Consider the following 22,968-nt stretch of genomic DNA (forward strand, 5'->3'; position numbering starts at 1 on the left):
GATCTTCTCGTCTTAGTTTCTCAACTTCCCTTTTATTCATTCCTTTTTTTAGACTTTAGACCAGTTTACCCCTATAAAAAACACCCGACTCATCTAAGTCAGGTGTTCGTTCTTTACGATATATTTTTCTTCGTTTCATATGGAGGGTCGGCCTTCATGCTATGTGGCAGCATTTGAATCGAGTCTATGACACTATCTAGCTTTGATTCGATTCGATGTAGCAGATAGAATGTCACGACGACTGGAAAGCCAACCTCTTGGATAAAAGGCAATAGTTCCCCCACCTACATTTCCTCCTTTCTAAAAGTAGAGCCAACTCCCAAAAGAGAGCTGGCTCCATTTTAATTAAAGTTGAACTTCTTCAACATTACGTTCTACAATACGTGCGCCTTTTTTCGATACAATCGGTCCACCCGATGTTAGGAATGCATCTGTTGCTACGATTAAATCCATTGCTGCGGTAAGTGCTACCGCATCCACAGGTTCTACTGGATTTTCAATCGAAACGGTTGCTGTTTTTCCAGCCATATTCGTAAACTGCATTTCTAGTGTTTTTGCCATTCGTTACTCCCCCTTTCCTAAAAATCCATCAAAAAATTACTCAGCAATGCCTACTAACATAAAGCTATCATTACGCTCGATGTCAGATAGTTCTAATGTTTGAAGACCGATGATTGCAGTTGCAACTGAATGTAAATCATCCGCTGTTACAGAAGGGTTAATATTGTTGTAGTTTTTGTTTTTATAGATGAGCTTACCCTTACCGTCCACACCGTTTTCAAACACTAGACGTAACTGTGTATCTAGAATTTCCTGTTTTGCTGCCATGTCCCTCACCTCCTTTACACTATTGTTATAGAGGTGTGAGGGGCAAAAAGGGGCATCACATTTAAAATTTTGGGCAAAAAAAATACCTCCACTAGGGAGGTCAACAAAAATATATAACAAAGGGGGGGAATACATTATACAGGATGACCCCTTTTCACCCATCTTATACCCCAAAAAGAAAAAATTCTCGGAAGTCCCATTAAATTCCCTCTAATGGCTCATACTAATCCTACATTTGCATGTCGCTGAGGTGTACGTATGATTTCTATTTTTATGTCCGAACTCAATATTGCTTACTCCCTATTTTCCATTTTTATTGCGCTTTCTGCGAGCATTATTTGCTTTGATATCGCGTTAAACCTGGTCCCGAAATCAAATAAACGAATCGGGATCATTTGGCTTCTACTCGCTACCCTAACCTTTAGCCTTGGAACCAAGACAGCTTTTGTTGTGGGCGTTTCTGGTCTTTTCGAATTTTCTACTGTTCAATTTCGAATTACGGCATTCTGTGTGTCTTTTGTGATGATGTTCATAACGAGCTTTTTAGGATTAAAATTACTTTTAAATCGGAGTACCCCGTATCTTGTTCCAGCGATTCTTTTTACGATCGGAAGTAGTGCTGCCTATTTTACAATCATCATATCAAACAGCGCCTTCACTCTTTCTTTTTACAATGGATGGTTTTTACTTAGCGTGGTTACTAGCTTCATTCTTAATATGGTTGCCAGCCATTTAATTAAAAAGAAACTTCTAGAGAACAGTTCGGTGAAAACAGGATTAATCGGTGTGTTATTCGGAATATCCATGATCAGTCATCATCTGCTCTCGATCAAAGGACTTCAGCATGTGATAACATACGATGATCAAATGTATACAGGCAATGTCATTGTGCCTTTCCTTTTATTAAGTGTATTTTTGTTTATGTTCATTGCATTAATCGGTAATTTGTATCAGCAAAAACTACTTGCTGAGCAAAGAAAACTAGAAAGCCAGGAGCGCTATTATCGCTCTCTCTATGAGTTAAATTCGCTCGCGATTATCATGATGGACCTAACAGGAACCATTATTGATTTAAATCTAACTGCAGAAAAGCTTGCCGATATGGAAAAAGAAAAAATTACCGGAATGCATTATCTCCAATTCATACCTGAACACGACCAGACATTTGCGAAACAGCAATTTGAAAAAACGTTGGCTGGTGAAGTGGTTGAGTATGAAGTTCAAATGTACAATTCTGCTGGTGAAATTATAGATTTAACTGTTAAAAATATTCCGATTTCGGTCGATGATAAGATACATGGAATCTACGGGATCATTAAAGACATCTCCGAAGAAAAAAGAAATCTGGAAAAGGTTCAATTCATGGCCTACCATGCCCCCCTCACAAATCTGCCGAACAAACGAAAGCTTAGTGAGGATATGGCCCAAAAAATGGCGGAGCAAATCCCTTTTAGCCTTGTATACCTTGATTTAAATGAATTTAAAAAGACCAATGACCGCTACGGACATTTAGCAGGTGATGCTGTTTTAGTTGAAGTGGCCAACCGACTTCGAGAGAATAATGACGATGGTGTTGCCTACCATATCGGCGGAGATGAATTTGCTGTTACTCTTCCAGTTGTAGAGTGCGAAGGTACTGAAAAGATTGTACTTCGCTTGGCAGACAAAATTCGCATGCCCATTACTTATCAGGAGTTTACTTTAGAGGTTTTTGCAAGCTTTGGTATTGCACGTTTCCCATACGACGCCAAAGCCATAGAGGAATTACTTCAGAAGGCTGACCTTGCAATGTATGCCTCCAAAGAAAATGACGGAAGTGACATTGTATTTTATCACGAGAAACTCTTAAAAAAGGTCGAAGAACGCTTCCTACTTGAGCAGGACCTAAAAGAAGCCCTTGAGAAAAATCAATTTGAATTGTATTATCAACCACAATTTGATATCCAAACAGGCACTTTACGTGGCGCTGAGGCTTTATTACGCTGGAATCACCCTGAAAAAGGGATCGTTAGTCCGGATGTCTTTATCCATGTGTTGGAGGATACTGGCCTAATCGTGGATGTCGGTGAATGGGTTATTACACAAGTTTTAGAATCGATTCATTCCTGGGCAAACGCGGGCTTTACGTTCGGAAAAATTTCGGTAAACATCTCAGCAAAGCATTTTGAAAAGCAGAATCTCTTTCGGTTTATCCAGGATGTGAACGCAGGTGGGGCTGCCTGTCTCAATTGCTTAGACATCGAAATCACAGAAAGCGCCTTACTCAACTTGGAAAAATCAATCGATCATGTGCTGCAATTGAAGAAGCTAGGAATCAGCATCAGTCTTGACGATTTCGGCACCGGCTATAGCTCCCTAAGTGTTCTTCACAAACTGCCAATTGATTGTGTAAAAATTGACAAGTCATTCATCAAAGATTTTAACAAAGAATCCAAAAGTATCATCACCATGATCATCCAAATGTCCAATAATTTGAACGTCAAAGTCGTCGCCGAGGGCATTGAAACAAAGGAACAACTCGACTTCCTCATCCAAGAAGGCTGCAGCTTCGGCCAAGGCTACTACTACAGCAAGCCACTCCCAAAAGCCGAATTCGAGGAAAAGTGGCTAAAAAACCACAGGGACGGTTCTCTTGGTCCCTTGAAGTGACAGGGACCATGGGAACCGTCCCCATGGTTCATTTCCGATTATAAGAAGAGCTGTGATAGAAGCTTAATCCAACCAAAAAACGCGATCCACAAGGGAATGCTCAATGTCGTTCCCCACACCATGCCAACTGCCAATGGGTTCGTATTCTCTTCCATCACTTCGCCCCCTTCATCTTCTCTTACTTACATTATAACGGAATAATGACAACGTTTTCATAAAAACTTACCAACAAATTATGCCAAAATAATTCAAAAAGAGCTTTAGCGTTATACCCAAAGCTCCCTTTTAGAGGTCGTAATCGCCGTCGCTCCCGCCTCAAGTGCTCGTTGCACATCTTCTTTCGTACGAATGAGTCCACCCGCAAGCACAGGAATGTTCAACGTTTCCTTGACCTCTTTGATCATCCAAGGCATGGCCCCAGGCAGCACCTCAATGTAATCGGGTTTATTTTTCCCAATCAACTTATAGCTTTTTTCAAGAGCATGAGTATCAATTAAAAACATCCGCTGAATCGCGAATACTCCCTTTTGCTTCGCCTTTAGGATGACACTTGATTTCGTCGAGATCAGCCCATATGGTCGAAATTCTTGGCAAATAAATTCGGTCGCATATTCATCACTTTTTATCCCCTGTACCATATCCACATGATAGATCATCTTCTTCCCATTTTCCCTTGCCATTCGATTAATATTTTTCAACTGAGCGATGTGAATTTCCGTAAAAATCCCAATTTCATATTTACTTTTTAAAAAGGACTCGAATTCCTTCATCGTCGTAGACGCGGGCAATATATCTTGATCCAACTGTCTCCCCTCTTTCTACCGTCTTTTATAAGTAGTATACACTCCCTTCACTTTTGAAAAAACTGCAAAAAAAAGACCCTACTCACACTGGAGCAGGGCAAAAGAGAAAAAAGTCTACAGGTGAAAAATTTATAGTCAAATGTAGAAAACCCCATTCTCTACATTAACTAACAATAATGAACACACTAGTTCGACAGGAAATCCTACCAATCTAGTATTTTACTATAATTATATACTACCAATGTATTAGAAAAATGTATATTGGGAAAATCGATGTTATTTTATAGCGATTATTGGGGTATTTTTAGGGCAACTTTCCTAAAACAGGCCTTTTTTCGCGATTTTTGTCTAAAAATGCATAAAAAATTTTAATTTTTTTCTACACGTTTCCACATTTTGCGCAAATTGGACATGCTATCCTATAATTATTAGTTTCAGATAATTCAAAAATATCAATGATAAATAGAGATCATTATTAAGATTGGGGGAGGAGTTCTAAAAGTGCCTTATTATACGTTTAAAGAAATTTGGACACCATTCAGTATCGTCGGAGTTCGCTTTTACAAACGACTCGAGGATCGGATTTATTTCATACGAGTCAAAAACGGCCCACGCCGTCCATTTTTAACTCGATTCAGTAAAACCAACGCTAGAGTCTAAGCTCTAGCTTTTTTGTTGGTGCAGGGTTGACTTCGCCACAGGTGGGAACCACGGGGACGGTTCTCGTGATCCACATAGGATAGTGGGGTGGGGCGTACTGATAGGTTCCTTGTCCCGCGGTGGTTCGATTCTTGACCCATAAAGTTATTTTGTTCTTGTACTAGGACAATCTTCCGAGGGCATATCCATATTAGTAAACAAGCTTAAGGAGGCTTTTGTTTACATATGAGACGACGACGCGGAGTGCCGATTCAGCTGATTCTGGTTTCAGTTGGGGCTATACTGATTGTGTTCCTGCTTTTTTCATTGTTTCGGTCATCACCGGAGGAGGATGCGAAGGAGATAGTCCACTCCTTTTATACATTCGAACAAGATGCGGATTTCGGGAGCTCATGGGAATTGTTCCATCCCCTGATGCAGGAGCGGTTTGAAAAAGCCGATTACATCCAGCAACGCAACCATGTCTTTGTGGGTCACTTCGGGACCGATACCTTCAAATACACGGTAGAAGACGTTGAACACCTCAAAAGCTGGCAAATGGCCAAAAACACCACAACCTTTCACGACGTCTATAAAGTGCCCATCACTCAAACCTACAAAAGCACATACGGCACCTTTACCATCCAACAAGATGTATTCGTCGTACACGAAGACGGCGACTGGACGATTTTGTGGTCGTATCATTAGGTGGTGGGGCGGGGTCACGGGGACGGTTCTCGTGGTTCCACATTGGGCAGCGATGGCGCAGGGGCTGAAGATCATTTTCATCGGAATTTTCGACGCGAGTGTTATTCATTCAATTATGAAGGACTTTTCGGCTCTATTCTTTGCTGGGAATGGTCTTCATCACGCTTATGAAGGACTCTTTGACTCTATTTTTTGCTTGAAATGGTCTTCATTAGCTTATGAAGGACTCTTTGACTCTATTTTTTGCTCGAAATGGTCTTCATCACGCTTATGAAGGACTCTTTGATTCTATCTTTTGCTCGAAATGGTCTTCATCCCCGAGCGGCCTTTGTTTACCTGGGACGAGGGACCTGTCCCCGCGACCCACTGGCAACTCCGAATCAGGGGAGTTTTTTGGTTATCGGACAAAAAAGTGAATATATCGGACAGAGTTATCCGGATATCGGACATAGCCAAAATTTTATCGGACAAAATTCTGATTATATCGGACACAAACCACAATATATCGGACAAACCCAAATCCTACCTCAGGTTCGGCAGCCACTCTAAAAGCCTCCACCCAAAAAATCTAATTCCCTTAATTTGTCCGAACGTCTAAACCACACCAAACCCCGAATAGACTAATAGAAACCATTCAGAAATGGGGTGACAGCATGTTTTCAGCTGAGGGAATGCAGACGTTTGAGTTGTTTTCCGTTTCACATATTGTGACTCTTCTAATTTTTACGATTCTCACCTTCCTGCTAATCGCCTTCAGAGAGAAACTCGGACCATATCAGTCAATCATCAAATGGACATTTTTCAGCATCTTGGTCGCTAGTGAAGTGTCGCACCAAATTTGGCTAGTCGCGACTAATCAATGGGAAATCAGTTCCCTCCCGCTACACCTTTGTTCAATCAGCACTTTTATTTGTATCTTCCTATTCTTAAAGCCTAGTAAAAAAGCATTCTACCTCGTGTTCTTTACAGGATTGCTTCCACCGATTCTAAGCCTAGTGACTCCCGAACTATTCCATGACTTCCCACACTACCGCTTCCTAAAGTACTTCCTTCATCACGCTACAATTGCCTGGTCCGTGCTTTATTTCGTTTTTTACGAGGGCTATCGTGTTCCGCGAAATGCTGTCTGGACCGCCTTCTTACTCCTTAACCTAATCGCTGTTCCAATCTTTTTCATCAATCTCCTTCTCGACACAAATTTCTTTTATCTAGCAAACCCAACCGAAGCCACAACGATCCTGTCCTATTTCGGCTCCGGCATTACGTATTACCTAACCCTCGAAGTCGCCGGTATTATCGTATTTCTCATCACCTACCTCCCGATGGCAATCTGGATGAAAAAAGATAAAAGCCATTAAGTCAAACGACTTAATGGCCTTTTTTGTCTTTAAATAAAATTTATGGCTGTTAGCCCTTTTCATAAAAATGGAACCAATAGAACCGTCCCCCTGGTCCCTGGTCCCTCAACCCTCAAATCCCAGGGTTTTGCATGGGAACTAGTTTGTTTTGGACGGCGTAGATGACGACTTGGGAACGGCTTTTGACGTCGAATTTTTTGAAAATCTTGCTGACGTGAATTTTTACCGTTTTGTCGCTGATGAAGAGACGATCCGCGATTTCTTTGTTGCTCATCCCTTCCACCAAGCATTGGAGAACTTCCATTTCCCGCTCCGTTAGCACGTTTTCCTTTGGCTGCTCCTGCTGTTGTTGATGGAAATTGAGGAGCTTTTTCGTCATCGATGGATGAATCACAGACTCGCCACGTGCGACAGTACGAATCGCTTCGACGACCTGCTCTGATGGTGCATCCTTTAGCAAATATCCGTCAGCACCCTCGCGAATCGCCGCCATGAAATACTCGTCATGGTTGTGCATGGTTAGTACCAGTACCTTAATCGAAGGATATTTTTTCTTCAGAATGCCCGTCACTTCCACTCCATTTTTCTCAGGCATGTTGATATCCATTAAAATCACTTCTGGTTCGCACATGGGTACCTTCTTCAATGCGTCATCACCTGAAACCGCCTCGCCGACAACACGAATATCGTCCTCGAGCTCTAATATATTTCTAAGTCCGTCACGTAACACAGCATGATCATCCACCAGCATAAGCTTGATCAACAGTACTACCTCCTTCAAGTCCCATTTTGGGAACAGTTAATGTGATATCCGTACCTTCGCCCTCTTTTGAATCAATTTGGAGGGTTGCATTGATTTTTTCTGCGGCGTCATTCATATTTAAAATGCCAAAATGAGGGTTGTTTTGCGCCTTGACCATCGCCTGAAACAGTGAAAACCCTACGCCATTGTCCTTGATCTTTAAAACAATATGCTCCTTTTGATAGCTTAACAGAACTTCAATTTCTGTGGCCTTTGCATGCTTGATTGTGTTTTGCAAGCTCTCTTGAAAAATATCAAACAATTCCTTTTCGACCATCGAGCTGAGCGGAACCTCTTGGCCTCTTATATCAAACGAAAACTTGATATTGTATTCACCTTTTACCATTTCAATTCGCTTTTCAATCGCAGTTGACAAGCCAACCCGCTCGGTCGGATATGGTCGCAACTCGTAAATGGATTCGCGAACTTCTCGTAAGCTAAGTCTTAATTTATCCATGCTATCTCGGATGAGTTTGATAGTTTCTTCCGGATTTCGATTAAATTTACGTTCGGCCGTTTCAAGCTTCATGACCGCACCGGCAAGAGTCTGGGCAACACCATCATGAATACCCCGCGCAATCCGGTTGCGCTCCTCGAGGATAATCCGTTTTTCTTTCTCTTCTATTAAAAATCTCGTCTTCACGGCAACCGCAAGCTGATTCGACAGGGTGGCAATCGAGTGGATTTCGTCTTCCCCAAAGCTACGCGCACGACTTTTTGCAACAACGAGCATTCCAATGGTTTCATCCTCGACGACCATCGGTGAATATACGAAGGCCTTCATATCCTTTTTAAAAAATTCATCAATGGGTCCAAGCTTTCTTACCCTGTCCTGATAGACAATGGGTTGCTTTTTCCCATCAAAACGGGCCAATGCTTCACCTGTTAAGGCATCTTTGGGAGTGACCCTTCCATCATAATACAAAATCTTCCACACATCATTTTCTTTCACCCAAAGCATAAGAGCTTGCACATCAACGATTTGGGAAAATGTATTTTTAAACGTCTCAATCCACTCGGTTGAATGGATTTTCTTATTCACACCTGTTGTAATGGCAAACAGCGCATTTAAACGTTTCTTTTCATTTTCAAGTGTGGAGATGACCGAATACAGTAGCGAGACTGCTACCAATGGCGAGAAAAAGAAGAATAGTGAGAACGCGTCAACGGTTCGACCACCAAGGAAACCCATGATAACCCCATATAACAAGGAAATGAATGCACTTCCCAACTCTGTTAATGTCTTTCCTTTAAACATGTAAAATGGATAAGGTTGTGGACGAATCAGCAGGACAAAATCAACAATTAGATTATTTATAATAAAAAAGAGTGCAACAAAAAGACCATATGTAAGGAAACCTGTCAAAAATTCACTGTTCGTCGCAAGAACCTGAGTGATTGTTGTATGTTTTAATATGTAGTTTGCAAGAAATACACTGACCGCTAGCTGTGCCGGGTTAAACAGAACAATTCTAAGCGGACGTTGACGAAGAATATTAATGATTAACACGATTATCACATAAATGATAATTGGATACGATATCCCAAATAGCGCTTGCATGACGAAAATAAAAGGAAATGTAATCGTCGTGGAGCCTCTCAAGAGCTGAATCGGAAAATACTCGATTAACGCTAAAAATGCTGTAAGTAATAGGAGAATCGCAATTTCGTCAGTTGGTTCAATAATAAAAAACGAATACCCTACAACCGTCCAGCCAAGTATTGCGATTAAAATCATATAGATCTTTGCATAGTTCTCCCTCTTTTGGGAGGACACCATTGGAAGCTTCACACTTCTCCCCCTTATCATAACATTCTGTAAATTATTGTCTGTTATTATTATAATATATGTACTGTGAAAAAATAACAAATGATACCATTGAAAACGAATACACTAAAACCGCATAAAAACCCAGACTAGTCGAATGGCTTGAAAACCACTGACCAATGCTGGGTAACCACAAACAACTGTAATGTTTGTGGAAACAATTATCCCAAAAAAACACACGATTTTCTATGACCCAAATTTATTATTTCAATAAGCCAAAAGTAGTATATCATGTCCTTTTATGCGCAATAAAAAAACTGCCACCTCAAAAGGTAGACAGCGTCGGACAGTTCTCTTGTCCCAAATCTATGTGTTGGCTTACGCGTTATTGGCTATGCTGTAGGTGAGCCTTTAATATCGTCAGCTATGTCTTTTATAAATTTCTTCATATCTATATCTGTACTTCTTTCGCCTTTCATATAAGCACGAATTAATGCTCTTCTAACCTGGTTCTGATCAATCGAAATATCCTTACCCGAAGATTTAGGATCCAAATTATGTTCACTCCTAGCTGGAAAAATACATTGGTTTCGAACCCTGCTACAGCTAAGGATGGAGACACCTCAACACAGCAGAGTTCGATAAGTGCGCCTGAGTGGCCAGGACACTATGGGAGAAAATGATTTCTTGGGGAGGTTGGATGGAGAAACCAGCTCCGCCAAGTAATTACTATAAGGAAATTCAAAAAGTCCGGTGAAAATGACACATCGAATTTCTGCGTTGTCTTGCTTTTCCGTTCCTCACGTATTAATTGCATACGCTCCGGTACTCAAAGCTGCACCGCCTTGAACTCCTTGGTCCTTTTCATCCTCCTTTTTGAATATTTACTATACATGTACGCTGAAGGCTTCTTTTTTGCGACTGTCTATTGAAAAAACTTTCTAAATTTAGGTAATACACATACACTTTCGAAGGCCAAAATGCCAATTCATTCTATTTTACGGTATAATAAAAAGATGTGATTTCATTAATCTATGCAATATGGGGAGTGAGACTAGCTTGCTTCAAAAAGATATTCCAAAGGATGCGGTCATGCATTTTTCCGAGAAGCTTCGGGGCATGATTACATTTGACAATGAAGATGACCGGACATTAATCAAAAAAGGACTAAACCTCTTCCGGCAGGGGAGTGTTTATAATGTAAAATACAACGGGCAGAAGCTGGAAGGACGCGTTCAGGATGTCACACCTGTTGATGTTACACTTGATCTCGACTTTCTCGAAATGAGCAGCTGTACGTGCCCAAACACTGCGTTTTGCCGTCATCAGATGGCTTTGTTTTTCTATATGTATGCGAGTGTTGATCGAGTCGGGTCTCTGCTTGAGCAGTGGAAAGAAGGCAGTAAGCCAAAGCCTACCCTTGAATCAATTCCTGTAAAAAAAGGAAGCATCCTAGAGCGTGTGGAATACAAGGAAAACTCACTCGAAAGTTGGCTTGCCCTTTTTGACAAGGAATACGAACGGTTTGAATCAGGACACCCTGAAAAAACGATTTACTTTTTCGCAACGCTGTACCATTCTTTTTTTCAAACATTAAAAAGGAAAGCTCCTTATTCGGAAGAGTACAAGCGCTTATTTCTTATACATGCAGCCCTTTTTTGCATTCGAAAAACAGTCGAGTTGCTCGAGCAAATGGAAGTGCGAAACTATCAGGTGGACACGTATATCAAGCCTTATTTTCATAATTTCACAGACATCGTCCTTGATCATTCATTAGAAATGAAGAAAGTGTCACTGCCATTTTCGTTTGACACGCTCCTTGAGGAAAGCATCCTACCGGTCCGTGAGACACTGCTTTGTCAGTCGATGTTTCAATATGAGCGCATGCAAATGTATCGTTTGCTATGGGCGACATTTTTTAATCGAAAAAAATGGATTGAAATCGAACAGAGTGCCCTAGACACGGATCATCCCGTACACCAGATTGCTTTTGCCCATCTTCATTTTTTACTAAAGGATGATACGAGTGCCATCGAATCGATGAAAAAGCTTGGGCACGATGCAACACCTTATAGTTTCTGGTGGATTTCCTATTTATCTGAATCAAAAAGTTGGGACCGGGTTCGTCCTTGGATTGACCATGCTTTAGAGGGCATTCGCACGTTTATTTTTGGCATCCAAAGCTATGAAGGCCGGCGCCACATGACAAGATTGTTTTTACAAAACATTATGCCTTACGCCGAGGAACAGGACGAAACGGTTTATATGGATGCCGTTAAAAAGCTCCTCCCGTACAGTTATGTCGAGTACAATGACTTTTTGCTTGAGACTGAACAATTCCGGAAATGGGTCGAACTGCAAATCATGCTCGGCTATGATATCGATGAAATAGACCGTTATATTATAAAAGAAATAGAAAGCCACGATCGGAGTGCATTGTTCCCTCTATATCACCAGGCTGTCGCAAAGGCGATTGAGGGTAAAAATCGGCCAAGCTATAAAAAAGCCGTTAAATATTTGCGCAAGATCCGAACTCATTATAAAAAATTAAAACAAGAAGACGTCTGGGAGGACTATATTACGAGGCTTGCAACAATAAACAAGCGATTACGTGCTTTCCAGCAAGAGCTACTTCGGGCATCTATGATTTCGGAGTAAAGGGGTGAGATGATGGTAATTGGAGAAACATTTGTAATCCATGCCGAATGGATTGCGGACAAAGATTTTTATATTTGGTGTACCACAGAAGATGGCAACGAGCTTTCGATAAACAATTGGAAGCGAAATCTCTTTGCTTGGCATGAGGCCACCTTTTACGGGACCTTCCTCGAAGAGAGCAACTTTCAACATCATGATTCCGTTCTACTTTCACCCTGGCAGGCATTTACCTTTTTCGGGGAGTTACCGGTCAATTCTCTATACGAAATAGAGCTTAGCGAGAATGCCGAACATTTTCACACAATCTCAAGAAGCTTGCTGCCGCTTATTAAGGAAGGCGATTTTATGCCCGACTTTGATTATTGGCGCAAGTCAGAGCGTTTTGGCTGGAAACCGATTGGCACTGAGGTAACTGGATTTGCAGCTGAGTGGTTTTCTGAAGCCATCACCGATTGGATTCAAGCGGACTCCACGCTTTCTGATTCCTGGGAGGAAATTGCCTCAACCTTTCCGCTTGTAAAAAGTACTACGGGCGCTGAGTTTGTCGTTGATGAAAACAATTGGCTCGAACGGATTGGCTGGAAGGAAGATCTTACTCCATTTGATTGTCTCATCCAAATTGAGGAACCGGAAATGGACAATGGCTCGTGGAAGCTACATACTGTGCTTCGTAGCAAAAAAAAGCCCTATAAGACACATATGGTTATACCAAAGGAATGGGCGCCTTTTGAGGAAAAAATCACGAGTGATCAGGAGATGTGGTGCAAACTTGTTCCATGGCTTCGCGATGAGGAAGGAATCGTTCACGAGTTAACCGAGCGTCAGGCCTGGGACTTTTTAACTGATGCAAGTTCAAGGCTCATCGATGCTGGAGTCGGAATCCTGTTACCATCCTGGTGGCAAGCCATTAAGGACGCTCAGCTTGCGATTAAAGCGAAGGTAAAAACAAATTCAGGTGGCGGACGCCAATCATTCGTTGGGTTGCAATCCATCATCAATTTTGACTGGCGTTTTTCAACAAACGGCGTCGAGCTTTCCGAAGAGGAATTCATGTCGCTTGTGAACGAGCAAAGACGGTTAATCAATATTCGCGGAAAATGGATTAAGCTTGATCCAGCATTCATCAAACAGGTTCAATCGATTCTAGAACGTGCGAATAAAGAAGGACTCCATATCCGCGATGTCCTAGAGCAAGAGCTATTATCTCTTTCTGAAAAAGCCGAACATGAGGAACAGGAAGCGTCACGAGCATTTGCAGGCGTTCAAATTGAACTCAACCGCCATCTGTCGCATATGATTACACAGCTAACGGACATCAAGGAGATTCCACAAGCCGTCATTCCAGAAACCTTCAGAGGTGAGCTTCGTCCTTATCAACAACAAGGTGTCGACTGGCTCTTATTTTTACGAAAGTTCGGTTTCGGTGCCTGCCTTGCGGATGACATGGGACTTGGAAAAACAATTCAAATGATTGCCTACTTTTTAACGGTAAAAGAAAGTGGTGCCAAGCCTTCACTGATCATTTGCCCAACATCTGTGCTCGGAAACTGGCAAAAGGAACTTGAAAAATTCGGACCCGATTTACGCGTTCACCTTCATTATGGTGCGAACCGCTTGAAGGGTGAGGAGTTTACCCAGCAAGTCAATGAGGCTGACATCGTGCTCACCTCTTATGGATTGTCCCATTTAGATGAAGAGGAAATTTCCTCTTACGATTGGGGAACGATTTGCTTGGATGAGGCACAAAACATTAAAAACGCACAAACAAAGCAATCACGTGCGATTCGAAAGCTCAAAAGTGAACATAATATTGCATTAACAGGAACGCCAATGGAAAACCGCTTAACCGAGCTTTGGTCGATTTTCGACTTCATTAACCGTGGCTATTTAGGCAGCCTCGGAGGATTCCAAAAACGATTTGTGTCACCAATTGAGAAGGATCATGACCAAGAGACAATTGCTCAACTGCAGCGTTTGATCAAGCCATTTTTACTAAGACGTACGAAAAATGATGAAGCTGTTGCCTTGAATTTACCAGACAAGCTCGAGCAAAAAGAATACTGTCCGTTAACAGTTGAACAGGCATCAATTTACGAGCAATTGGTAAAGGATACATTGGAGCAAGTCGAACAGCTTGCCGGCATCCAGCGTAAAGGCTTGATTTTAAAAATGCTTGGGCAGTTGAAGCAGGTTTGTGACCATCCGGCACTTTATTTAAAGGAAGCTGCTCCGAAAAATGTAGACGATCGATCTGCAAAAATGGAAAAGCTCCTTGAGTTGGTGGACCACATTCGTGACCAGAACGAGAGCTGTTTGATTTTCACCCAATATATCAAAATGGGTGAAATGATTCAGGATGTCCTTTCAAAGCGTTATAACGAATCAGTAAAGTTCTTGAACGGAAGTGCTGCAAAAGTACAGCGTGACAAGATGATTGAAGGATTCCAAAACCGGGAATACAATATCTTGATTCTTTCATTGAAGGCTGGTGGCACCGGCTTGAACTTAACGGAGGCAAACCATGTGATTCACTATGATCGTTGGTGGAACCCGGCCGTTGAAAACCAAGCCACCGACCGCGCGTACCGCATCGGCCAAAAACGCTTCGTCCACGTGCACAAGCTCATCGCAACCGGCACACTCGAAGAAAAAATCGACGAAATGCTGGAGAAAAAACAGTCACTCAACGACGAAATCATCACCAGCGAAAACTGGATTACCGAACTCTCCACAACCGAACTAAAAGAACTCTTAGGCGCGTTCTAGAGTGGGGCGCGGGGGCCGCTGGTCTTAGGGACCAAGGGGACGGTTCCCCTGGTTCCCTAGGCTAGTGATTAAGCTACATCCTGGTTTTCCGCAAAGTAAAGGAGCTGAATCAGTTGGCAGAAAAAATAACCAAACCAAAGAAAAGAACCAAAAAATTTGTGCCAAGTGAAAAGCACAAAGACAAAACCGAACCTTGGCAAAAATTTTACCACCTCGTTGAAGAAAAACTAAAAAAATAAAACAAAGCTCAAGCGGGTGCTTGAGCTTTTCTCTATTATTTCAAATCCTGTTCAAATTGTTTATATATCATATACCGCTGCAATCCCCGTGTTTTCTCATACGCCTTCTGAATCTCAACGATATACTCCTCCTGATGCCCAGCTTTCTTCGCGATTCCGGCTGCCAAAGCATGCTTCATCCACTCTGTCTTCACCTGTTCACGAAGCTCAGTAGCCCGCTCTATTTTACCCTCCTCAATCGCAACAATCGCTTGATAGTAGTATTTATATCGCGGAGGATGAATCTGCTCAATGTCACCTTTCGCTCGTAAAATATCATCCTCATACAACGCATATAAGGTGTTAAACATCGCCTGTCGAGCAGGCTGTTTATATTTTCGAAGCAAAATCTCCGTCGCTTCCTTCACATCCTGATCAATCCGATTGCCCATCCCATAATAAAGCCTAAACAATGGATTTTTCCTTTTCTTCTCTAAATAGGACTCAATCTTTTTCACATTCTTCTCCAAATAAATCGGATACACAAATAAATAGAATGATAAGCTAAAAATAACGAATAAGCTTATCACCACGCTAACAGGTCCTCTTATCTCAAAAACTGCCAACACAATGCCCAATAAGAATGCAACGACAAACAAAACTATGAACCTCATACACTCTCAACCCCACTATATTACTATGTTTGGATAATTGTACCTTATCCCTCGAAAAAGGGAAAGAACCCCATAAAAAAGACCAATCATGTCATCTCCCATGATTGGCGGGACGAGGGGACAGGTTCATTGTCCCAGCTTTCATAAATTTGCTTCAGCATCCGCTTACCTCGAAAAAGCTTGTTTTTCACAAACGAAATATCTTTACATAAAAGATCGCTAATTTCCTTGTAACTATAATCACTAAAATAATAGAGAGATAGTGTTTGTTTGTAATCCTTAGGTAAAGCCTCGATTTGTTGGTAGAGCTGTTCCCTTTCGAACCTTTCCAATATTTCGTTCTCCACCATTCCATCGGTCGAATATCGCAAATCCTCCATCTCATCAACCAATACGGTCGCTTTTACAACCTTACTACGAAGATAGTCAATACATTGATTTCGTGTGATTTTATATAACCATGATTTCAATTTAGACTGTTCTCTAAACGAATTCAATTTCAAGAAGATCTTCAAAAAGACTTCTTGCATAATATCATCAACAACCGCCCAATTTCGAACATATCGAAAGGCCACGTATCGTAATTCTGTTCCATAATTCGTAATGATTTCTTCAATTTTATGTTCCGCCATATTTCTCACCTTATTGTGGGACACGGGACCTGTCCCACTAGTTTTGCATAGTTGTATTTATTTTGATAAAAAGCAATATATTTACAGTTAACTTTTTCTCTTGGGAGCAAAAGCGACAATCTTGAATAAGAATGTCGTTTATTCCCATTTTTTGGTATTTAATTTTACTTTATTTTCCGTTTAATACGTTTCTTTTTCTCACCGATTAGCGCAACACTACCATAGAATATTTCTTTCTTCGGTCTATCTGGAACCTTTTGTCTTCCTTTTGATGTTTTTTTGGGTTTATATTCTAACTCAGAGATAAACGATTCCCATGTTTTATCAAAGTAAGTTCTGATACTTGTAAGAATTGATTTCTGGCTTTTATTTGATTTGGTTTTTAGCTTAACAATGAGTGTTAAAATATAGGCGATTAGTGCAATAAACATCTGGTTCCATATTCCTTGTGGCTTGGTACTCCAGACTTTGACGAATCGTAGCGATTGCTTAATCCATTTGAAAAACAGTTCAATAATCCAACGATTTTTGTAGATTTCTGCGATATCTGTTGCCTCTAAATCCCATCTTGTAGTAGCTAGCTTATATACTTTTCCCTCATTATCGAGAAATTCCACAACCCTAATTGGTTTCATCTTACCCGTTTCACCCAATACCACCTTAATATCTCTCTGAATATGAGACCCTTCGGGTACTTCGTATTCCTCTATGATTCTTTCGACGAGTTTTCCCCTTAATCGAACGACAAAGTTTATTTCTTTCTTTATCCATTCGTTCATACGAAAGAGGTCCATATATCCTCTATCCATCACATATGTTATATCATCGGCTTCTTCTATTAATAGATCTCCACCTTCATGGTCCTGTACCTTTCCATTAGAAGGTACAATTTTATCTGGATAGTGTATATCTGGTGACGCAACTATCAAACGCGTATGCATTTTTACAACTGTCCAGCCCTTAGTTACATATGCCCAATCTGCCAAAATAGGAGGAAGTTTAATATGAGTGGCATCTACGATGCCAAGTCTTCCGATATTTCGAGGTAGGCCAGTAGTACCTTTGGTATAATATTCAAGTTCTTTTACAACTTTAAAGAAAAGGTTCTGAACTAATTCGGTATCTAACTCATTGATCCTTCGACTTAGCTGTGAGGCGCTAATACTCTTCACTCCGATATATTCCATTAGATCTTTATGTGCGCGCATTTTAATATCAAAATCGGGGTAAGATTCCCAGTTCCCCAATTGGGCAGCTGCAAAAATTTTAACAAGCCCTTCAATTGAAAGTTTTTTCGTATCATAGTTTAATATTGGACAAGCTAAATTTTCAGTAGGTAATAATGATAAACATTGACGAATTACAGTATTATTAGTTATCATAGTCTTACGTTTTGAGCTCCTTTTGTAGAAAGTTTGTTTATGGGAACAAACATCTAACATTTCTACAATAGGAGCTTTTTTTGCGCTTGTCTACATAATCTCATTTTTTAAATTTACTTTATTTGGAACCTATACAAAGCTAGTGGACCTGTCCCTGTGACCCATTTTTTGGGGCGCGGCCCCGTGTCCCATTCTGGGGGGACACGGCCCTGTGTCCTATTAATTATTGATTTCGTAAATGTATAGTTTGTAGTCATTATTTTGGTCATTTTGGTTTTTGACAAGAAGTTTTCCTTCGTATAGTGACTGTCCAGTGTTTAAGTCACTGATGACGAGCGGATACTTTCCATCAGCAGAGCTAATGATATAGATTTTTCCATTTTGCAACTTGATAAAAGGTTCGTGCTCACCCTTGTCATGTTCCACTTTAAATAGTTGCTTTTCGCCCCAGCTGTCTTTTTCAATATTATACTGATTCACTTCTATTCCATTTGGGGTCGGGTTTGGAATATATACGGTATTATCATAGAGAGTATAGGAATCAATGCCATACCCTCGTTCTTCCGGGCTAATATCCAGCTTCTTCAATTCATTGGTCTCTATGTTATAGACCATGATTTCATCTGCAATGATTTTAGGTTCGCCCGTTTCCACCGCTTCTTCATACACAGGCTCTTCATGAGCGTACACTTGGAACAACAGGTATTTTTTCGGTTCAACTGAATAATATTCATCCACCACTCTTATATCTGACCATCCATTCTCAATCTTTGGAGAATCATAAATGGTTTCATCACTAACAGCCTTTTTATCCAAGTCAATTGTATAGACATTTAGATCCTCTCCGCCTTCAGCGCGAAACCCTCTTGCTATGACCTTAATTTCGTTATTGATTGATTGGACATCCATCACATCGACCCAATGATAGTTGTCTTTATTAGGAACATCCAACTCCATTGATGTTGTTTTGTCTGTTTTAACGTCTAAAATCTCTATTTCGAAATACATATTTTTAGAGACATTTCCATTTCCATTGCCTTCCACATTTACATACACAACAAAATTCCCATCTGCATATAAGCTATTCGTTAAGTATTTTTTTCCTCTCATAAAATGGCTGTACTTTTCTTTTAGCTGATTATACGCGGGTACTGTACTCGTCCTCGTCAATTGTTGAATGATCGATTGATTACTTAAATTAATCGTTTCATCTTTCGAAATAAGCAAAGTATGATGAATATTATTACCGCCAAGATCTCCGTTAATCCGTATATTCTCTACTTCTTTTTCATTTCCACTTACCTTTTCGATGCCGACTACAATATTTTCAGCAGCCAAACTAGAGTTTATATAAAAAGCGCCAATCACAATCACCGTAACTAAACTAAGCGTAAGTATTTTCCAATATCGTTTCATGCTTTTCGACCTCCTATCATACCCTTATTTTTTTGTTCATGAGGTAATTTCCGATCCATATTGCCCCAGCAAGGGTAAGTAAGCATGTACCAAGTTCCATATAGAACAATTCATTTGCATAAAAATATTGACCTAAGATAAATTCATTCACTAATATCGGTGCAAAAAAGACTAAAATAGATACTGCGGCATAAAGGATCCCGAAGAAAATACCTTTTAATCGATATGAACGTTCAAATAGAATCGCTGTAAACACGACACATACCGCTACGATCCCAACACCGTATATGAGAATAAAGTCTGCAATTGTCATAGGGAATAAAATACCCAAGTAATAGTGGTTGGAAAGTGTCGCAATTGAAAAATCAGTACGAAACTCATCTGGAACCAACCATTTTATAATCTGCATTTCAACCGGAACCAAAATTAATTGTAAGGCGGTAAGACCTAAAACAAGCAGTAAAACCGTTGTAGCCTTCGCCAAGTAAACATTCAATCTTGCAGTTGGTAAAACGAGCAAACGATAACTAAACGTATTCTTTCCAAGCCAATCTCGGTACCAAATAAAGAACACATAGATTAGTAATGTGACACCAGCTAGCACAATCGGACCCAAAAACCACAATGTCTCCGAAAAACGAAAAATGGTCATTGTGCCATATTGAGAAATAAAATCACTCTTTGATAATAAATCCTCATATATCGCCTTGTTCGCACGGCCTACATATCGTTTGGCCTCAAATATAACGCCCACCATTTGACATAGCACCGTAATCCCAAATAAAATAAGATATAGCTTTAAAAATCGAGAAAACTCGAAATTGACTAGTTTCAAAAATCGATTCATGCTTTATACACCTCTCTCATCACATCGATGACCGATTTCCCCTCATTCTCCCTGACTTCTTCGGTATCGAATTCCCTTAACACGACGCCATTATCTAGCAACACAACTTTATCAATTAAATGCTCGATATCATTGATTTCATGGGTTGTAATGATCACGCCACGGTCTTCAATTAAATGGCTCGTAAACACATCCGCAATCTGCTCTCGGCTAAAAATATCAATCCCCGAAAAAGGCTCATCCATTAAGACATAATCGACATCCAATGCGAGTCCAAGGATCAAGTTGACCTTTGCCGTATTTCCCTTTGATAGATCCGAAATTCGATCCGTTTCTTTTAATCTAAAAAATTCGAGCAGCTCCTTGGCACGTTTTTGATTCCATGAGTCATAGAAATCTGCCATAAACGTGAATGCTTCGTGTATTTTCATTTGTGGTAGCATCGTAATCGTATCAGGGATAAACGTAATTTTTTCATAGCTACCTTTATGAATTTTTTCACCATTAATGAGAATTTCACCACTATTAATTGGAGTTAGGTTCATAATCGCCTTCATAATCGTTGTTTTACCAACCCCGTTAATCCCAATCAAACACGTAATCTTCCCTTTTTCAGCAGTGAAGTTTACGCCGTTTAACACGGTCTTCCTACCAAACTTCTTGGTTACGTCCTTTACTTCAATCACCAAAATCCCCCCCTATTCCTTTTCGTACTCTTGTTCAACTATTTTCAAAGCCTCTTCTAAGGGCATATTTATTGACCGAACTGAATGAATAAATGTGGTAACTGCGTCCAATACCAATTCTTCTCGAACCATCTTCAATACTTGTTCATCCTTCGTAATGCGACTAGGTAAATTTCCCTCTGTAAAAATCAACCCTTGTTCCTCCATTTCTTTATACGCACGCTGAGCCGTATTTGGATTTATCTTCAATTGATTCGCTAACTCTCTTCTTGACGGAATCTCCTGACCCGGTTCAAAAAAGCCTTTCGCAATTTGTTCCTTAAAGAACTGAATGACTTGAACATATACAGGATCCCGATTATTAAACTTCACATCCATAGACCCAACTCCTAAAAAAATTTATCCCCTGTATCAAAGGGTTAATACACCAAACTCAAAAAAAGCTTATTTTGATGACTGTATTAAACACACCATACAGCTGCGATAAAAAAATTCCATAGTGTATCAATTGGTTAATACACCTTATGGATGTATTATATGGTTAATACACTTCAACTGTCAACACTAAAAAAGAAAAAAATGTAAACAAACCTATTGACTAGTAAGAACAAACGTTCTACTATAAAGGTAAGAAAAAGGCCAACCATGTTGTGACCATGATTGGCGAAGATTTGAAGAATCACTGGAGCATCCATCTATCTCTAGAGGAACCTTTTTGAAATGACGACTGAGGCTGCTTATTGCGAGGTACATGGATAGTGGGGATATGGAAAATTTTCATATTCTATATCTCTTATTTACGGTTCTCAAATTACAACACCTTCCTTTCTAAAAGACGATTGATTTGTAAAAGTTTTTCATTATAGTTTTGATCAATCTGATCCATGCGTTCTCCAATTTGACCTTGTAATATTTCTAGATGTAACGCAATACCCATAGCAAGTTTATTCAACTTGTCGTTCATTGTCTTTATCTCATCATTGTTCATACATACGCCTCCTACTAATCAGGTATCAAGGATCGTTAATTTTCTACAAGCTCCCTAGGCTTTCCACCAAGAAATTTAACAGAGTCTGCTAATACTTCAGTCACATACACCCTTTTGCCCTCATTGTTTTGATAGTTCCGGGTTTGAATTCGTCCTGTAACACCTAGAATGGAACCTTTTTTACAATAATTTGCCGTATTTTCTGCAGTTTTCTGCCAAAGAGTACAGTTAACAAAATCAGTGTTAATTTCGCCACCCGCAGTTTTAAAATTACGGCTTACCGCCAGTGTCACATGCGCTACAGCTTTCCCGTCCTGGGTGTAACGCAAATCAGGATCACGGGTCAATCTTCCAACTAAAATGACTTGATTAATCATATGTTTTCCCCCTTAGTTAAATCTAACAGGGCTATCATACTTCATGATTCGACAGAGGTAAAATTAGGAAAAACCAATTATTCTAAAGTTAGCTTTATTAAAAATCGGATTTCTCTACACCTCTTTTAAGTTTTTAATCGAAAATAGATTAAACCCCATAAATATCTAAGATTCTACAATATTTTTATAAAAGGGACACAACTTTCAGATTCATTTCCCCTTCTTCTACATATAATAACCAAGTAAATATGCTATAATTTAACTATCTTTGTTAGTACGAACGATATATAAGGGGGTCAGGAATATGAAAACGTTTAAGTTAGTATCACTTAAAGTTCTTCATCAGGACGAACAACCGGATCGGGTCGAGGATATTCCGTTGATTGATGGATTAATCATTAATCGGGAGGATGGAGAAAACCGTTGGATTGTGGAGGCTTTTATTGAAAAAACGTATAAGGCGATTTTCGAAAAAGCAAAACAAGCCCAAGAAAAGCTTAATCTTCAAGTAACCATTTCAAAAAAATCAAATGATCCTGCCCCCTTAATGGGTGAAGTAAAAATCATTAAGGAAATGGAGAATAGTGTGAGTGTCCTTTTAGACGGAAACTTAGTTCCAGTTCGACTCAACATGGCTGAGATTGTACTAACCGACCTTATTAAGCAAGGCTTAGAAGGCGATGGCCTGCTTGCTGAATTTAAAAACAGACTACAAGAAAAGAAAAAGACCATACAAAGTTAAAAAAGGCAGGACACAATCCCGCCTTTT

The 22,968-nt window shown here is 40.2% G+C and carries 25 protein-coding genes; 9 read left to right on the forward strand and 16 right to left on the reverse strand.

Translation table 11 applies throughout. The features are described from left to right. Window positions 1-113 precede the first annotated feature (113 nt). The 3 genes from ACFSFW_RS16440 to ACFSFW_RS16450 form a co-directional block, all read right to left on the reverse strand. Entirely contained in the window at window positions 114-284 is a 171-nt protein-coding gene (locus tag ACFSFW_RS16440; RefSeq protein ID WP_388039877.1) for a YvrJ family protein, read from the reverse strand. 61 nt (window positions 285-345) lie between these two features. Further along, a complete protein-coding gene (locus tag ACFSFW_RS16445) occupies window positions 346-561 on the reverse strand; it encodes a DUF2922 domain-containing protein (protein ID WP_388039879.1) in 216 nt (71 codons plus the stop codon). A gap of 36 nt (window positions 562-597) precedes the next feature. Next, window positions 598-828: a DUF1659 domain-containing protein gene (locus tag ACFSFW_RS16450; RefSeq protein ID WP_388039881.1), complete on the reverse strand. Its 231-nt coding sequence runs from the start codon at window positions 826-828 to the stop codon at window positions 598-600. A 258-nt stretch (window positions 829-1,086) separates the two neighbouring features. Between ACFSFW_RS16450 and ACFSFW_RS16455 the strand changes: the two genes are divergently transcribed. Next, complete coding sequence (locus ACFSFW_RS16455) at window positions 1,087-3,477, forward strand: bifunctional diguanylate cyclase/phosphodiesterase (protein WP_388039883.1); 2,391 nt, start codon at window positions 1,087-1,089, stop codon at window positions 3,475-3,477. Window positions 3,478-3,743: 266 nt separating this feature from the next. Here ACFSFW_RS16455 and ACFSFW_RS16460 read toward each other — a convergent pair whose 3' ends face one another. Then, the gene (locus tag ACFSFW_RS16460) at window positions 3,744-4,280 is read right to left on the reverse strand and encodes a glycerol-3-phosphate responsive antiterminator (protein ID WP_388039885.1); all 537 of its coding nucleotides are present in this window, start codon (window positions 4,278-4,280) and stop codon (window positions 3,744-3,746) included. Window positions 4,281-4,781: 501 nt separating this feature from the next. On the opposite strand from ACFSFW_RS16460, the gene ACFSFW_RS16465 reads away from it, so the two are divergent. The 4 genes from ACFSFW_RS16465 to ACFSFW_RS16480 all read left to right on the forward strand — a co-directional run bounded on the left by ACFSFW_RS16465 (window position 4,782) and on the right by ACFSFW_RS16480 (window position 6,985). Continuing rightward, on the forward strand, window positions 4,782-4,940 hold the full coding sequence (locus tag ACFSFW_RS16465; RefSeq protein WP_180271552.1) for a hypothetical protein: 159 nt from the start codon (window positions 4,782-4,784) through the stop codon (window positions 4,938-4,940). 225 nt (window positions 4,941-5,165) lie between these two features. After that, window positions 5,166-5,627: a hypothetical protein gene (locus ACFSFW_RS16470; protein WP_388039887.1), complete on the forward strand. Its 462-nt coding sequence runs from the start codon at window positions 5,166-5,168 to the stop codon at window positions 5,625-5,627. A gap of 393 nt (window positions 5,628-6,020) precedes the next feature. Then, on the forward strand, window positions 6,021-6,176 hold the full coding sequence (locus tag ACFSFW_RS16475) for a hypothetical protein (RefSeq protein ID WP_388039889.1): 156 nt from the start codon (window positions 6,021-6,023) through the stop codon (window positions 6,174-6,176). A gap of 104 nt (window positions 6,177-6,280) precedes the next feature. After that, entirely contained in the window at window positions 6,281-6,985 is a 705-nt protein-coding gene (locus ACFSFW_RS16480) for a YwaF family protein (RefSeq protein WP_388039891.1), read from the forward strand. Window positions 6,986-7,097: 112 nt separating this feature from the next. Here ACFSFW_RS16480 and ACFSFW_RS16485 read toward each other — a convergent pair whose 3' ends face one another. The 3 genes from ACFSFW_RS16485 to ACFSFW_RS16495 form a co-directional block, all read right to left on the reverse strand. Next, window positions 7,098-7,748 carry a response regulator gene (locus ACFSFW_RS16485; RefSeq protein WP_304213950.1) on the reverse strand — a complete coding sequence of 217 codons (651 nt, stop codon included), beginning with the start codon at window positions 7,746-7,748 and terminating at the stop codon, window positions 7,098-7,100. After that, entirely contained in the window at window positions 7,723-9,579 is a 1,857-nt protein-coding gene (locus ACFSFW_RS16490) for a GAF domain-containing sensor histidine kinase (RefSeq protein ID WP_388039893.1), read from the reverse strand. Before ACFSFW_RS16490 ends, ACFSFW_RS16485 begins: the two co-directional genes overlap by 26 nt. Window positions 9,580-9,947: 368 nt before the next feature. After that, window positions 9,948-10,109 (reverse strand): YwzD family small protein, encoded by a 162-nt coding sequence (locus ACFSFW_RS16495; protein WP_304213947.1) that lies wholly within the window; start codon window positions 10,107-10,109, stop codon window positions 9,948-9,950. A 505-nt stretch (window positions 10,110-10,614) separates the two neighbouring features. Here ACFSFW_RS16495 and ACFSFW_RS16500 point away from each other — a divergent pair. The 3 genes from ACFSFW_RS16500 to ACFSFW_RS16510 all read left to right on the forward strand — a co-directional run bounded on the left by ACFSFW_RS16500 (window position 10,615) and on the right by ACFSFW_RS16510 (window position 15,218). Continuing rightward, window positions 10,615-12,213, forward strand: coding sequence for a hypothetical protein (locus tag ACFSFW_RS16500; RefSeq protein WP_388039895.1), 1,599 nt, complete (start codon window positions 10,615-10,617; stop codon window positions 12,211-12,213). A 12-nt stretch (window positions 12,214-12,225) separates the two neighbouring features. Beyond that, the gene (locus ACFSFW_RS16505; RefSeq protein WP_388039897.1) at window positions 12,226-14,979 is read left to right on the forward strand and encodes a DEAD/DEAH box helicase; all 2,754 of its coding nucleotides are present in this window, start codon (window positions 12,226-12,228) and stop codon (window positions 14,977-14,979) included. 113 nt (window positions 14,980-15,092) lie between these two features. Then, window positions 15,093-15,218 carry a hypothetical protein gene (locus ACFSFW_RS16510; protein WP_388039899.1) on the forward strand — a complete coding sequence of 42 codons (126 nt, stop codon included), beginning with the start codon at window positions 15,093-15,095 and terminating at the stop codon, window positions 15,216-15,218. A 35-nt stretch (window positions 15,219-15,253) separates the two neighbouring features. Here ACFSFW_RS16510 and ACFSFW_RS16515 read toward each other — a convergent pair whose 3' ends face one another. The 9 genes from ACFSFW_RS16515 to ssb all read right to left on the reverse strand — a co-directional run bounded on the left by ACFSFW_RS16515 (window position 15,254) and on the right by ssb (window position 22,199). Further along, a complete protein-coding gene (locus tag ACFSFW_RS16515; RefSeq protein WP_388039901.1) occupies window positions 15,254-15,871 on the reverse strand; it encodes a hypothetical protein in 618 nt (205 codons plus the stop codon). A gap of 86 nt (window positions 15,872-15,957) precedes the next feature. Continuing rightward, a complete protein-coding gene (locus ACFSFW_RS16520) occupies window positions 15,958-16,503 on the reverse strand; it encodes an RNA polymerase sigma factor (RefSeq protein ID WP_388039903.1) in 546 nt (181 codons plus the stop codon). Window positions 16,504-16,667: 164 nt separating this feature from the next. Beyond that, window positions 16,668-17,885, reverse strand: coding sequence for an IS4 family transposase (locus tag ACFSFW_RS16525; RefSeq protein ID WP_388039905.1), 1,218 nt, complete (start codon window positions 17,883-17,885; stop codon window positions 16,668-16,670). Between the two features lie 219 nt (window positions 17,886-18,104). Then, entirely contained in the window at window positions 18,105-19,301 is a 1,197-nt protein-coding gene (locus tag ACFSFW_RS16530) for a hypothetical protein (protein ID WP_388039907.1), read from the reverse strand. A gap of 16 nt (window positions 19,302-19,317) precedes the next feature. After that, entirely contained in the window at window positions 19,318-20,148 is an 831-nt protein-coding gene (locus tag ACFSFW_RS16535; RefSeq protein ID WP_388039909.1) for a hypothetical protein, read from the reverse strand. Continuing rightward, window positions 20,145-20,834: an ABC transporter ATP-binding protein gene (locus ACFSFW_RS16540; protein WP_388039910.1), complete on the reverse strand. Its 690-nt coding sequence runs from the start codon at window positions 20,832-20,834 to the stop codon at window positions 20,145-20,147. Before ACFSFW_RS16540 ends, ACFSFW_RS16535 begins: the two co-directional genes overlap by 4 nt. A 12-nt stretch (window positions 20,835-20,846) precedes the next feature. Next, a complete protein-coding gene (locus tag ACFSFW_RS16545; protein WP_099361857.1) occupies window positions 20,847-21,212 on the reverse strand; it encodes a GntR family transcriptional regulator in 366 nt (121 codons plus the stop codon). A gap of 433 nt (window positions 21,213-21,645) precedes the next feature. After that, window positions 21,646-21,822, reverse strand: a complete 177-nt coding sequence (locus ACFSFW_RS16550) for a hypothetical protein (RefSeq protein WP_388039913.1) — start codon at window positions 21,820-21,822, stop codon at window positions 21,646-21,648. Between the two features lie 35 nt (window positions 21,823-21,857). Then, window positions 21,858-22,199 (reverse strand): single-stranded DNA-binding protein, encoded by a 342-nt coding sequence (gene ssb, locus ACFSFW_RS16555; protein WP_099354537.1) that lies wholly within the window; start codon window positions 22,197-22,199, stop codon window positions 21,858-21,860. 304 nt (window positions 22,200-22,503) lie between these two features. Here ssb and ACFSFW_RS16560 point away from each other — a divergent pair, with 304 nt between their 5' ends. Continuing rightward, entirely contained in the window at window positions 22,504-22,941 is a 438-nt protein-coding gene (locus tag ACFSFW_RS16560) for a YwpF-like family protein (protein WP_388039915.1), read from the forward strand. The last annotated feature ends 27 nt before the right edge of the window (window positions 22,942-22,968 follow it).

The organism is Ferdinandcohnia salidurans, from assembly GCF_042680725.1.
Classification (GTDB): Bacteria; Bacillota; Bacilli; order Bacillales; family Bacillaceae_L; genus Ferdinandcohnia; species Ferdinandcohnia salidurans.